The organism is Vibrio sp. R15-SG3-ISO1A, from assembly GCF_059833955.1.
The window spans coordinates 17,338-30,555 of sequence record NZ_JCBDGH010000044.1 but is presented as its reverse complement, the minus strand read 5'-3'; the positions used below and the strand labels follow the sequence as shown (position 1 = coordinate 30,555).

General features: G+C 47.6%; 12 protein-coding genes. 7 read left to right on the top strand and 5 right to left on the bottom strand.

The window, feature by feature from the left end; all coding sequences use genetic code 11:
• Positions 1-204: 204 nt before the first annotated feature.
• The 3 genes from fecE to AC6R0L_RS06725 are packed head-to-tail and all read right to left on the bottom strand — an operon-like array spanning position 205 to position 2,929.
• Positions 205-969: a Fe(3+) dicitrate ABC transporter ATP-binding protein FecE gene (fecE, locus tag AC6R0L_RS06735; protein WP_500628678.1), complete on the bottom strand. Its 765-nt coding sequence runs from the start codon at positions 967-969 to the stop codon at positions 205-207.
• A complete protein-coding gene (locus tag AC6R0L_RS06730; RefSeq protein WP_500628677.1) occupies positions 969-1,937 on the bottom strand; it encodes an iron chelate uptake ABC transporter family permease subunit in 969 nt (322 codons plus the stop codon). Before AC6R0L_RS06730 ends, fecE begins: the two co-directional genes overlap by 1 nt.
• A complete protein-coding gene (locus AC6R0L_RS06725; RefSeq protein ID WP_500628676.1) occupies positions 1,934-2,929 on the bottom strand; it encodes a FecCD family ABC transporter permease in 996 nt (331 codons plus the stop codon). The genes AC6R0L_RS06730 and AC6R0L_RS06725 overlap by 4 nt, the downstream gene beginning before the upstream one ends.
• A gap of 238 nt (positions 2,930-3,167) precedes the next feature.
• Here AC6R0L_RS06725 and AC6R0L_RS06720 point away from each other — a divergent pair, with 238 nt between their 5' ends.
• The 4 genes from AC6R0L_RS06720 to solA all read left to right on the top strand — a co-directional run bounded on the left by AC6R0L_RS06720 (position 3,168) and on the right by solA (position 7,648).
• Positions 3,168-5,291, top strand: coding sequence for a TonB-dependent siderophore receptor (locus AC6R0L_RS06720; protein WP_500628675.1), 2,124 nt, complete (start codon positions 3,168-3,170; stop codon positions 5,289-5,291).
• 41 nt (positions 5,292-5,332) lie between these two features.
• Positions 5,333-6,169: a Fe(3+) dicitrate ABC transporter substrate-binding protein gene (locus AC6R0L_RS06715; protein WP_500628679.1), complete on the top strand. Its 837-nt coding sequence runs from the start codon at positions 5,333-5,335 to the stop codon at positions 6,167-6,169.
• The gene (locus AC6R0L_RS06710; RefSeq protein ID WP_500628674.1) at positions 6,129-6,386 is read left to right on the top strand and encodes a prolyl oligopeptidase family serine peptidase; all 258 of its coding nucleotides are present in this window, start codon (positions 6,129-6,131) and stop codon (positions 6,384-6,386) included. The genes AC6R0L_RS06715 and AC6R0L_RS06710 overlap by 41 nt, the downstream gene beginning before the upstream one ends.
• Before the next feature lie 134 nt (positions 6,387-6,520).
• Positions 6,521-7,648, top strand: coding sequence for an N-methyl-L-tryptophan oxidase (solA, locus tag AC6R0L_RS06705; protein WP_500628673.1), 1,128 nt, complete (start codon positions 6,521-6,523; stop codon positions 7,646-7,648).
• An 80-nt stretch (positions 7,649-7,728) separates the two neighbouring features.
• Here the strand turns inward: solA and AC6R0L_RS06700 are convergent, their stop codons facing one another.
• Positions 7,729-8,484: an SDR family NAD(P)-dependent oxidoreductase gene (locus AC6R0L_RS06700; RefSeq protein WP_500628672.1), complete on the bottom strand. Its 756-nt coding sequence runs from the start codon at positions 8,482-8,484 to the stop codon at positions 7,729-7,731.
• Positions 8,485-8,599: 115 nt separating this feature from the next.
• Here AC6R0L_RS06700 and AC6R0L_RS06695 point away from each other — a divergent pair, with 115 nt between their 5' ends.
• Complete coding sequence (locus AC6R0L_RS06695; protein WP_500628671.1) at positions 8,600-9,514, top strand: LysR family transcriptional regulator; 915 nt, start codon at positions 8,600-8,602, stop codon at positions 9,512-9,514.
• A gap of 51 nt (positions 9,515-9,565) precedes the next feature.
• On the opposite strand, the gene AC6R0L_RS06690 is transcribed toward AC6R0L_RS06695, so the two are convergent.
• A complete protein-coding gene (locus AC6R0L_RS06690; RefSeq protein ID WP_500628670.1) occupies positions 9,566-10,639 on the bottom strand; it encodes an alcohol dehydrogenase family protein in 1,074 nt (357 codons plus the stop codon).
• Between the two features lie 87 nt (positions 10,640-10,726).
• Here AC6R0L_RS06690 and AC6R0L_RS06685 point away from each other — a divergent pair, with 87 nt between their 5' ends.
• Positions 10,727-11,272 carry a TetR/AcrR family transcriptional regulator gene (locus tag AC6R0L_RS06685; protein WP_500628669.1) on the top strand — a complete coding sequence of 182 codons (546 nt, stop codon included), beginning with the start codon at positions 10,727-10,729 and terminating at the stop codon, positions 11,270-11,272.
• Between the two features lie 647 nt (positions 11,273-11,919).
• Complete coding sequence (locus AC6R0L_RS06680; protein ID WP_500628668.1) at positions 11,920-13,200, top strand: collagen-like triple helix repeat-containing protein; 1,281 nt, start codon at positions 11,920-11,922, stop codon at positions 13,198-13,200.
• Positions 13,201-13,218 lie beyond the last annotated feature (18 nt).

The window sequence follows — 13,218 nt, the reverse complement described above, 5'->3', positions numbered from 1 at the left end:
AAAAGCCCGGCATAAAAATGCCAACGCCAAGTCATAAAGTAGCGTGATTTAATGTGATGAGATTGAGCGCTCTTCGCTTCTAACGAGCTTGACGACATAGCGATTTCCTTTTGGCTGCTTTATTCACAGCGACGACATTGGTGATGGTGGCGTGTACTTGTGTTATATCGGCCTATTGTTTTTATATTGATATTGTTGGCGTATTTAGCACGCGACACACATTGGCGTATGAGCGATAGGATCCGGTACGACGTGCGCGTTGAGTGAAAATACGTTTTTGAGTAACTCAGGGGTGAAGATATCCTTCGGTGCACCTTGAGAGACGACCTCACCTCGGTGCATCACCACTAAATGGTCGCAGTAGCGGCATGCTTGATTAAGATCGTGCAGCACCACAACCACTGTTTTCCCTTGGTTGTTCATCTCTCTCATCAGCTTCATTAGCTCAATCTGATGGGATAAATCTAAGTAAGTCGTCGGCTCATCCAACATCACGACATCGGTGTCTTGGGCAAGGATCATAGCGATCCAGACACGTTGTCGTTGTCCTCCTGATAAGCTTGAAAGAGGCACAGGCGCGAGGTCTGAAATGCCGGTCTGCTCCATTGCGCGCTGAACCAGCGCTTTATCATGGGCATTGAGTCTGCCCCAATGTGAAAGGTAGGGGGAACGGCCATATTCAACCAGTCGTTGAACGCTTATCCCTTCGGGACTTTGGAGAGTTTGCGGCAGTAGTGAGAGCCGCTGGGCCAGGGACTTTTCCCCAAACGATGATAAAGCGGTTCCGTCTAGTAATACCTCACCGTGCATGGGTTTGTGTATCCTAGCTAGTGCTTTTAACAGCGTGGATTTTCCACAACCGTTTGGACCAATTAGGGCAGTGATGCGTCCTTTGGGGATCGAAAGGTTCAGATTGTTGATTATCGTGGTGTCGCCGTATCCGACGCTCAGGTTGTGTACTGTAATCATTACCAGCCCTTATAACGTTGCAACAAATAAATGAAATAAGGCGCACCAATCAAAGAGGTTAAGACACCTGCGGGTAGCTCTATTGGTGGCTGCAGACCGCGGGCCAGTGTATCAGAGGCAAGAACAAGTGAGCCGCCAATGAGCGCTGCGCCGGGAATCAAGGCTTTATGCTGATGACCAAACAGCATTTTCGCAAGGTGGGGTGACAACAAGCCGACAAAACTGATGGTACCGCAGATGGATACGCTAAGACTTGCCAAAACGACAGCGCAGAGCAGTGCTCTCCACTGCAGTTTGGTGGGGGTGACACCGAGAGAGGTGGCACTGTCGTCGCCTAAACCGAGAATATCGAGTCGCCAAGCGAGCCAGAATGCATAGGGGACCAACACCACTAATGTGAACCAAATAGTGGGAACGTGTGTCCAGTTCCGACCCCACAAGCTGCCGGTAAGCCAAACCATAGCAGTATTGATTTCCATTGGATGTACCACCATCAAAAAGTCGATCAAGCTGGCAAGGAAAGCGCTGATCGACACGCCAATAAGGGCTAATTTTGTTGGTGTGGGTTGAGTGGTTGTATTGATGATGTAGATGATTGCCGCAGCGCTCATGCCACCAAACAGTGCAGACAAAGATAACAAGTGATTAGGTGCCTGTGGAAAAAACACCATCAATGCGGTCGCTGCGAGCCCCGCTCCAGCACTGATGCCCATGAGGTCAGGAGAAGCTAATGGATTACGAATGATCCCTTGAACCAAGACACCCGACAACCCCAAGCCCGCGCCGACACCGATCGCTAAAATGACACGGGGCAATCGATATTGGTTAACGACAAAGTCGTACTCTCCCCCGTAGATCAGAGTGTGCGCCACTTGAACAGCGGATAAATGCGTTGCGCCGGCAATTAGGCTGACAGCGATCAAGCTAATCAAGATGGCAGAGAGAGAAAAAAATACAAGTCTGTTCATGAATCTGAGTGACGAATAGCGAGGTAGATAAAGCAGGGTGTACCAATCAGTGCTGTGATAGCGCCAACGGGCGTTTCTGCGGGAAAAGCGATAGAGCGTGACAAAGCATCTGCCCACGTGACTAGCGCTGCGCCGAGCAGTGCGCAAGCGGGCACTAACACGACGTAGTTACTGCCGACTAAGCGTTTTGCCATGTGTGGAATCAGCAAGCCAACAAATCCAATCGGCCCTGCGACGGCAACACTTGATGCGGTGAGCAATAGGATAGCGATACTCGTGATGGCTTGGGTTCTAGGGATGTGGATACCGAGGCTGATCGCTGACTCGTTACCTAGGGCAATAAGGTTTAAGTGACGACTCACCGTTACGGCCATCGTTAGCCCAACTAAGCTGATTGGCCATAGAGTATGCCATTCCTTCCAACCCAAAGAGGAGATGGAACCCGCAAGCCAAGTGATGATCGTATAAGCGTTATCGTCGACAAGTATCACAGAAGCACGCGTGAGACCTATCAGCAAGGCATTAAGCGCAATACCTGCAAGCACCAATTTTAGGGGACTGGAGCGAGAGCTAAACACGCCACCTAACAACATGGCGGTTGCACCGCTTAGCATACCGCCGATACCTGCTAGCAGAATACTGGGAAATTCAGACAGTATAGGTAGGTTGAGGGCACCAAGTGCCATGACGCAAGCCGCACCAGAGTTAATCCCTAGTACAGAAGGAGAGGCGAGTCGATTTCGCGTTATTCCTTGCATCAGCAGTCCAGCAACAGCGAGGTTTGCGCCGATCACCATGCCAGATAAGACGCGAGGGATGCGTATTGTTCGAATGATTTGTTGCTCAATACTCGGTGATGGGCTGGTGCTCATGGAATACCAAAGGTCAATCACGCTGAGAGGGAAACTAGACCACGCGATGACAGAGTAGCTCACTCCACTCAACAAGGTGAGCGAAAAACACAGCCAAACCATCTGCTTAGAAGTCAACATGGGGAGTGACTCCATTCTATTGACGATTGTACGAAGCGCGGAAGTGTAACCGTTATGATAATTACAATCAATTTCATCATTAGATAAATAAAAAATAGTTATAAAAGCTGTATTTTGAGTTGCAATGCTAATGATAATAATTACCATGCGCATATCTTGCCGGCTGACGAGCCAGTCGAGCACGATCACGACAACAAAAAGCGCATAAGCGCGTACATGTAAGGTTTTTATCTCATCTATGAAATTTGCTGCAAATACTATCACTCAATGCTTGGCCCTCTCGCTAGGCGTTACCTCGGTTGCGATGGCACAAGACCGCTCTAGCGACGAGACAGCTGAACTCGACACTATGGTCATCGTCGGTCAACAAAATTCGTATCTCGACCCTAGCGTCAACACCGCGACCAAAACCGATGTGGATCCGTTGGAAACGCCGCATACGGTTAACATCATCAACCAACAATTTCTTCAAGATATCCGCGCCAATACGCTAGATGATGCCTATGGCTATACCACAGGGTTAAGCCGCTCTGGGGTAGACGCAGATAGCTTTACACTCCGAGGTATGCCCGCAGATTTAAATACCATTCAAGTGAATGGCCTGCCTGGATTAGCGTCTCGTTTCGGCTCTCCTACAACGGCGAACGTTGAGCGTGTTGAAATCCTCAAAGGCCCCGCTTCGATACTTTATGGGCAAATACAGCCGGGTGGGCTGGTCAACATCATTACTAAGAAACCGCAAGAGGTTGCTTCCGTTACGTACGACGTATCTGCAAGTAGTTACCTCACAGAGGTCAGTGGCGTTGGCGAGAATAATGGATTTACCGGTACGCTCGATTCGACAGGGCCACTTAACAGCAGCAAAACATGGTTGTATCGAATGATTGTGAGTGGTGAGCAGTCCGACTCGTATCGTCAAGACGTCGATCAGACCAACTATTATCTGTTCCCCAGTTTAACCTATCAACCGTCAACGGCCACAGCGCTCACCTTTGGCTTAGAGCTTCAGTCTGAGCAGCGTGTGGCAGACAACGGACTGGCTGTCCTCAATAACGACATCAAACAGATTGCTTCGCTGGATACCCATTATCAATCAGCGGATGACACAGACGAAGATAAGGGACTTGTGGCGTTCGCCACTTTTAATACCGCATTGACTCGCGCCTTTGATCTTACCCTTGACTGGCGCAGTGTGTGGCATGAAGACTCACGTCATCTCTACGAGACACGTGATGTAAAAGACACGTCACAGTCGGTTACCGTGAGAGATAGAGATCAAGTCAATAAGCGTGAATATCATTTTATTGATGCGAGGAGCACAGGCAGTATTTGGCTTGGCGATATTGAGCATCAACTGCTGATTGGTACCAATATCGGCTTAGAAAAGCGCGATTTTTTGCGTGAAACCTACGCGACGAGCAGTGTAGACTTTTTCGAACCCATCGATATCACAGAGCGTGATGAGAGTGCGTATAACGTGGATCATCGCATTACCGACTACACCAACTACGGTGCTTATCTTCAAGATACTGTCTACCTTACTCCCGACTGGACGCTGATGGCGGGCGTGCGCTACATGCGCCAAGACGTAGACTTCGATTACATCAGTAAGTCAACTCAAGATACTCAATCCACGGATGCATGGGTGTCGCAAGCTGGCGTTGTTTATAAGCTAGCGGCTCGATCATCGCTATACGCGAGTTATGGAGAGAGCTTTAATCCCAATAGTGTTGAAAAGAAAAGCGCCAGTGATGAGGCGTTTGATCCTGAAGAGGGGCGTCAATACGAAATTGGTCTAAAAACCGACTTGATGGGATTGGGCAGCCAATGGACGCTGGCCTATTTTGACATTGAAAAATCGAACGTGGTTGAGAAAAACGACAACGGCGATTATGAATTGCTTGGTGAAGTACGTAGTACAGGGATTGAGACGGAACTGCTAATGCAGCCCGTGGACAACTGGCAAGTCAAGCTTGGTTATGCCTATGTTGATTCAAGAATTGCAGCGAATGCTGATGAGACGATAGAAGGAAATCGCACGCCGATGTCGGCCTACCACGACGCCTATGTTTGGACTAAATATAACTTCCCTTATCAGATTGCGGGCGGTGTCGTGGGAACCACACTCGGCGCGAATTATGAAGGTGCGCGATACACTAGCGAAGATCCGAGCTCGAGAGTGGAGTTGCCTGCTTATGTCACCGTGGATCTCGGTGTTCAATATGAGATGACGGATTACCGAGTATCGCTCAATCTCGCCAACGTATTTGATGAAACGTACTACGTTGGAGGCACGGATAGCCATCGTATTTACGCAGGTGATCCTCGCGAAGTGACACTGAGCTTAACGGGTCAATTCTGATGCGATTGGCCAATATAATGGGTGTGCTGCTTGTACTGTGTGTGAGCACAGTACAAGCAAATATCAGAAGCACCAATGAAGCGGCGTACCCGCAGCGGATTGTTGCATTGGAGTATTCTTTTGTGGATGCACTCGCGGTGGTGGGAATATCCCCCGTTGGGATTGCCGATGATCATGATCCAGAGCGAATTATTCCTCAAGTGAGAGAACGCATTCAGTCTTGGACATCGGTTGGAATACGGTCTCAACCCAATCTAGAGGTGATTGCCCAATTGAAACCGGATTTGATCATCGCGGATGCGCACCGTCACCGAGTCAGTTTAGATGATCTCAATGCCATCGCGCCAACCTTACTGTTAAAAAGTCGCGGTGAAAGTTACCAAGATAGTTTGAACTCGGCGTTGACCATTGGGCAGGCTGTTGGTAAAGCATCGGAGATGCAAGCAAGGCTCGCTCAACATCGCGCGTTCATTGAGGCCCATCGAGGGCGTTTTCAAGGGCAAGGTAACGTACAGTTCGCTAACGTGAATGATCGAGGGATGTGGTTACATGGCCCTCAGTCCTACACCGGTAGCTTGTTGTCTGAGCTCGGGTTACAACCCGCAATGCCTGAACTGACCGAGAGCCATCTCGTCGAGGCAAATTTTGAGTTGTTGTTGAAAGTCAATCCAGATTGGTTGTTTTTCAGTAAACGCTCGACAACAACGCTACTTGACCAATGGCAAGATAATCCGCTCTTTAGGTTGTTGAATATTAGCGGTAATCAGCAGGCTATCGAGGTTTCTCCACAGGTGTGGTCGCTTAATCGAGGCATCTTAGCAGCTGAAGCTATCGTCCGTGATCTTGAGAAGGCGATGGCAAAATCACCACAGGATTGAGCCTCGCTGTAGGTTGATTGAGTGTCAGCGATGTGACTCAGTGTCTGTCAACAACAGCCTTCACTATTGGCGAGCACTACGGCATCAGGGCGTCGCGGTTGAGATGCACCTTTTTGAGCGCGGAGGGCATGGTTTTGGACTGCATGGAGCAAAAGAGCACTCGGTCTCTTGCTGGCCAACGTTGCTGCACAACTGGTTGTTACAGCACGGCAAGTAAGTCTTCGCCGCTCATCACCAGTGTAGGTTAAGGTTCCTTGTCTTGATGTTTGACTCATTGGCTGAAACAATGGTTTGCATAACAAACAGCGCATGCGTCTACAAAGCCGCTTTGCGCGCGTCAAGGAGTGAATAGTGAAGTATGACGTTGCTATCGTCGGGGCTGGTTCTATGGGCATGGCCGCTGGTTATTTTCTGGCGAAAAAAGGACAGAAAGTCATTTTGTTGGATGCCGGGGATCCTCCCCACCACAATGCCAGCCATCATGGTGAAACCCGAATTATTCGCCACGCGTATGGTGAAGGAGAGGCTTATGTGCCTCTCGCGCTTAGAGCGCAAGACTTGTGGCAGGAGTTGGAGCAAGAATCCAACCAGTCGTTATTTCTTAACACCGGCGTTCTGAATATGGGAGAGCGGGACTCTCCATTTATTCAAACCCTTATTGCCAGTGCCGTTAAGTACCAGTTACCTCTCGATATTCTTGATGCCTCGCAAGTAAGTGAACGCTTCCCCGGCATTACCTTACCAGACAACTATATCGGCTGTTTCGAATCCACATCGGGCATATTGCGCTGTGAAGCGTGTATTCGCGCCTATCGGACCCTAGCCATTGGGCACGGTGCTGAGCTACTGACTTACCACGGCGTTGATAGTATAGACATCCATGAGTCAGGCGTAACACTCACTTCTGGAGAGACAGTGATCTCTGCTGACCGGTTGATTGTTTCAGCAGGCGCTTGGTCAGCAGAGATACTTCGTCAACTCAATTTGATCTTGCCGATGCAACCGACCAGAAAAACCTTCGCTTGGTTTGAAGCTGAGGAGACAAAGTATGGACAAGATCATTTTCCAGCGTTTTCTTTTGATTCACCAGAAGGCATCTATTACGGTTTCCCGAGTATTGACCAAGCGGGCCTCAAAGTTGGACGTCATGATGGTGGGCAAGCGCAAGATCCTAACTTGGACATAGAGCCTTATGACAGTGTGCATGATAGCCATGATTTGGAGCGTTTCTTAGCCGCAGTGATGCCAGATGTTGGCAATTTAATGTACGGAAAAACATGTATGTACAGTATGACAGAAGATGAGAATTTCATCATCGACAGGCACCCTCAGCATTCTCATGTACTGATTGCGGCGGGCTTTTCTGGTCACGGGTTCAAATTTGCGAGCGTGATAGGGGAGATGTTAAGTGAGCTTGCCTACAATGGGCAGACGCAATACGACATTTCAATGTTTTCACTTGAACGATTCTCAGTGTAAAACTACAGAAAACGTTTTTCTGCTATTGCGTGGTGAATAGCGCTCTACGATTTTAATGACTATCGTTGAGCGCTATTAGGTTAAAGGAGCATGCCGCCTGAAGCTTCAATGCGTTGGCCGGTTATCCAACCAAAGTCATCGCTGAATAGTGCCGCAATCGCTTTGCCAATATCCTCGGGTTCACCCACTCGTTGAAACGCGGTGATGTTGGCAATCATCGAACGTGCTTCGCTACTGTCACGGTTGGAACCATCTCTGAAATCCGTCGCTATGGCGCCGGGGGCGAGTGTGTTAACTCTCACTCTCTTAGATGCGAACTCTTTGGCCATGTATCGGGTCATTACTTCCACTGCACCTTTTGCCATCGCATACGCCGCGTATCCCGGGAACGAGAAACGAGTTAACCCTGTTGAAATGTTAACAATGTGTCCGTCAGCTGAAATGAGCGGGAAAAGTGCTTGTGTCAAGAAGAATGGCCCTTTGACATGAATGGCGAACATATCATCGAACTCCTCCTCACTGGTTGACTCTATGGCGCTGTTTAATCCCGTTCCAGCATTGTTGAGAAGGTAGTCGAACGAATCGCGATGAAATTCAGTAGCGAGTGTTTGGCGAATTTCATCGATCAGTAAAGCCGTACAAGCAATATTACGCACATCATGTTGCAGAGCGATTGCTTTTTGCCCTAGTGCAGAGACTTCATCGATTAGGCTCTTCGCTGCATCTGCCTGACTTTGGTAGGTGAATATAATGTCGATATTGCGTTGTGCTAGATGTAATGCGGCACTGCGACCTATGCCGCGACTCGCTCCGGTGATAATAGCAATCTTGTTCATGGTTATCCCTTTCTTCTGTTAACCGTAACAATATCAACGAGAATAGTTGCTTTAATTGTTGTGAAAAATATCGATAATTAGAACTAACTGTTCAAATAAAAGGAACAAACTGGGTGTGGATACAATAGAGTCAATGCGCCGTTTTACCTCAGTGGCAAGGTTAGGTAGCTTCACTAAAGCAGCAGAAGAGCTTAATGTGCCTAAGTCTGCTATTTCTAAATCCATCAGTCGTCTAGAGGAGCATTTGAAGACTCGCCTGTTTCTACGCAGTACAAGACGAATCAGCCTCACCGAGTCTGGAGAGAGATATCTTTCAGAATGTCTCCGTTTACTCACTGAATTAGATGCGTTAGAGAGTGAGTTTCAATCGCAAAGTGAAGGGCTAAATGGGGTGATCCGGGTCGATATGCCAAGTCGTTTTTTTACTTCGTTTGTTGCGCCACAGCTATCACAATGGTTCTCTATGCACCCAAACACGAAAATTGATGTTTTAGGCGCAGACAGGCGAATAAACCCGATAGAAGAGCAGGTAGATTGCGTTGTTCGAGGAGGGATTCTTAACGATAGCAGTCTAATTGCTCGCCGATTAGGCGAAATGGCCATGATAAATTGTGTCAGCCCCAGCTATGTCCAGCGCTATGGATTGCCAGAACATGTGTCAACCTTATCCGAACATTTTGTTGTGGGTTATTGTCCTGATGGACGGCGCATTTCGAGCGAGTTTGAATATATTGATGGAGATGGTGAGCGACGTCTATTCGTAAACCATCGGGTATCAGTCGCCACCACGGAAGCTTATCTTACAGCGGGACTGAATGGTTTGGGCATCATTCAATTGCCTAGGTATGGCGTAGAACCCTACATAGAAAGTGGCGAACTGCTGGAAGTGCTCAAGCCTTGGACCTGTCAAGCTATGCCTATCTCAATCATGTATGAGTCTCGTCGTCAGCAACCTAAGAGGGTTCGAACCTTTATCGAATGGCTAGCGACGCTGTTTGAAGAATCGACAGGAACTCAAAATCAATCTTAGACCAATGAGTTCCTGTCATGTGATAACGCATAAATACCAAATATGACCCTGTTAAGGGATCAACACAAACTTACCAAAATGGCGTTTGCGTAAGAACTCCGTCTGTGCGTTGGCAATTTCTTTAAGCGGAAACGTCTTCGCGACCAAAGGTTGAATTTCATTTCGCTCAATGTAACCAATTAAGTTTGCGAAGACGGGTTCATCCCATGCTGTCGTGCCTATCAGTGTGATGTCCTTGAGGTAGAGCTTACGCAAATCAATGTTGACGATAGGTCCTGCAATTGCGCCTGAGGTAGCGATTCTGCCGCCACGTTTGAGCAGCGCTAAATGTTGACCAAATTTGTCGCCGGCGACGTTATCAATCACAACATCAACGCTGTTTTCACCAAGAATGCTTGGTAAGTCTGCGTTTCGGTCGTAGACCTGAGAAACCTTCAGTGCCTGGATGGCAGAATGATTAGCTTTTGAAGCGACCGCGATGACTTTAGCACCACGACGTACTGCTAATTGAACAGCGGCTGAACCTACGCCGCCAGAGGCTCCTATCACAAGCACGGTATCAGAGCGCGAAACTTGGGCACGATGCAGCATATTCTCCGCAGTACCATATGCGCAGGGAATGCTCGCCAATTCGACGTCACTCCAACTGGATTGAACCGCAAAGACTTCAGTGGCAGGTACTTTGACGTACTGAGCGAAAGCGCCATCAAAATCCGAGGCCATCCAGATGTTGTCTAGGCTGTCAAAACCGTGTTTGCGGATGCAGGGACGAACCAAAACGCGCTGGTTGAGCAGTGATTGATTCGTTACATCGAAGGCGTCGACTACAATCCCACATGCATCCGTCCCTTGGATTAATGGAAAAGGTGTGGCGTCGCTCCAACCTCCATCAGACAGTGAGCTAAACTGCTTCTGGTTCGCCATGTCGTCCGTTGAGCCAGTCACGTCTTGTGAATACCAACCCATACGTGTGTTGATTTCTGTGTTGTTTACGCCGGCGGCAAGCACTTTGACCAGTACCTCGCCGGGTTGAAGTGTCGGCATCGGTACATCTTTGTACTCCAATTTGTCCAAACCACCTTGAGCGGTAGTGACGATGGCTTTCATGGTTTTCTCTGGCTCCATAGGTCGCTCCCCTGTTTTTTCTTGCAATGCGATCGATACTTGATATTGTGTGTATAGTGATCACTATACTTTCATCTTGGAGTGTCAATGTCAAAAAGAGACGATGTGCTGAACGCCGCTGAGCAATTGTTTTATCAAGAGGGCTTTCATCGAACTGGCGTTGCCAAGATTGCCCAATGCGCGAATACTACCCAGCGTACCTTATATAAGCATTTCCCGAGCAAAGGGGCGTTGATCCTCGCGATTATGAAGGAAAGGGAAGCGCGCTATTGGGCCTGCCTACAAGAAGTGGAGCTGCAAGCAGAGTATCCCTTTAAGGCCTTAGTCCCTTTTCTCACGTTACGCCATTGGAACAAGCAGCAACATCACGGTGGTTGTTTTTACCTACATGCTCTGGCTGAGTATCAAGGTAAACATGATGACATCGTAGATTATGTCCGCGGTTATAAGCGCCGCCTTAGCGAGGATTTTGACACTAGGCTCCAGCAAGATGGCGTATCACGACCCCACCTTTCGACCTTATTGATGCTGATTTATGAGGGGATCACCGCATCTTCTGCGTTGGAGTTGCCATCTCACACTTGGGATCAAACTATCGACCATGTCTTGCAACTCTTGAACGATGCTCGCTAATGCGGGGCACCTGTGGGTACCTGCGAGCTTAAGAGCGTAACGAGATGAAAAATAGGCTAATTAGTGGCGCTATTAAAAATAGGAATCCAGTTTTTGTGATTTAAATCACATTAATTGATATGCTGATGTTTATTCATTTCTACCGTTTAATTTTTAAATTTCAATGTATTAGATCTATTTATTATTTGTGTTCTCTTCCGGTGTCTTAGAATTAATACTCACTTGATTTATTCCATTTCTCCGACCATATTGAAACCATAAGTTCAGATTATATATATGCAGTTTCATATTAATGCGGATCGGTATAACAATGTTTTTGAGAGTTGATTCATCACAAAGTGCAAAGCTAGAAACAGAGTAGAGGTTAGATAGGTATAGTTCCCCTCGAACTCAATACATTATTTCGCGTAATGTGTGATTGCAATATCTACTTTCGGCAACAAAAGCGATGCTGGCTACTCTACGTAGTGATGCGCACAAGACTCACAATCAGGTTTCTATTCATTCAGTTCGTTAACAGGCTTCTAGAGTGCGGGTCAAACGACTATATAGACAATTGCGAGGGCTTGATTAACACACGGTTGTTTATAGGCTTATCGCATAATCGCAGCGAGAGATATCGCTGCGTCCAGTGAAGGAGAAGAGACATGTTGTGTTTACAAAGACAATCATGGGTGGCTTTAGTGATTGCAGGAATGCTTTCTGCATGTAGCGGTAGTGGTTCGATCACGGCAGACAACCCAGAAGAACCTGAAGATCTTGTCAGTATTCCAAATCAGGATGGAAAGGGAGATTCAGGCGATGGCAATACTGCACCACAAGCATCTAAGAATTTTATATCACAAACGGGTAGAGCCATTTCACAAAGTGAGCTTGTTGATACATTAGATACTATCACCACTGGCTCAGGTGAAGTGCTAGTTAGCCTCGGGGATGTGGTATCCACGTTGGGTGATGGCATACCTTTAGGTTCCAATTCATTGCAATTCGATGAATCTTATGCTTCTGAATTAGTGAAAAATAGTACAAGAGCTACCACTTTGAGCGGTACGACAGTGGTTAAAGCGGGTGAGGCTATTGAAAAATTTGATGCTATGCCCGTTTTCGTCCAGGTCAATGATAAAACAGGTGTGTTTACTTACACGGGGAATTCGGTATCCGACCTTGGCGGTAGTGTTGAGCATATCGGCCAATGGTTAGAGTATCACGCCTCTGAACAAGGTGGTCTGTATGAAAGTACAGCAACCCTATCTATCATCACAGCACCGATACTCGTGCAAGTTGGCGATATGCTTGATATCAAAGGCAATGGTCTAGTGATTTACAAAGACCTTGTGAATCATGGCCGAACACTGCCAAGTGCATTGTACATTTCCGCAACTCAGCTCAAACAAGGCAGTCGTGCTCTGTTAGTCAATCATGATGGTTCAGTGGATAATCTCGGACGAATCTTTATTGGGGATAATGGTATGAATGCTTTGCTTTTCAATGAAATTGAGCATAGCGAAACTTGGCTGAAAGCCCATTCTTCAAATGCGATCGACGATACTAGTGATACGTTGAGTAGTTCTGGAGTTAAGCTCAACGGAGGTATCTATGCAGATCTAGGCGGCCATGTATCATTTGTGACACCAGCGCTGAGCGATGCTATAAGTATTAACGCATCATCTATTGTGAACGCTCACCTAGACGCGTATGACCTTAGCACATCTTCTGATAAGGTTTCATCATTGAACAATGTACTCTCTTCGAATGCGACGAATGTGTCCTCTGTTATCGGCTCCCTCTCGAGTAGCGTCTCAACGTTCACATCAGATCATACCGGGCAATCTGTCGGGGGCACAGAGAAGACGAAATCGACAATTAACACCGCAGGGGGTGTTGTCACTGGCAAAGTAGGCACGATCGGTATACCTATAGGACTTTAATAAGAAAAGGGATAAGGG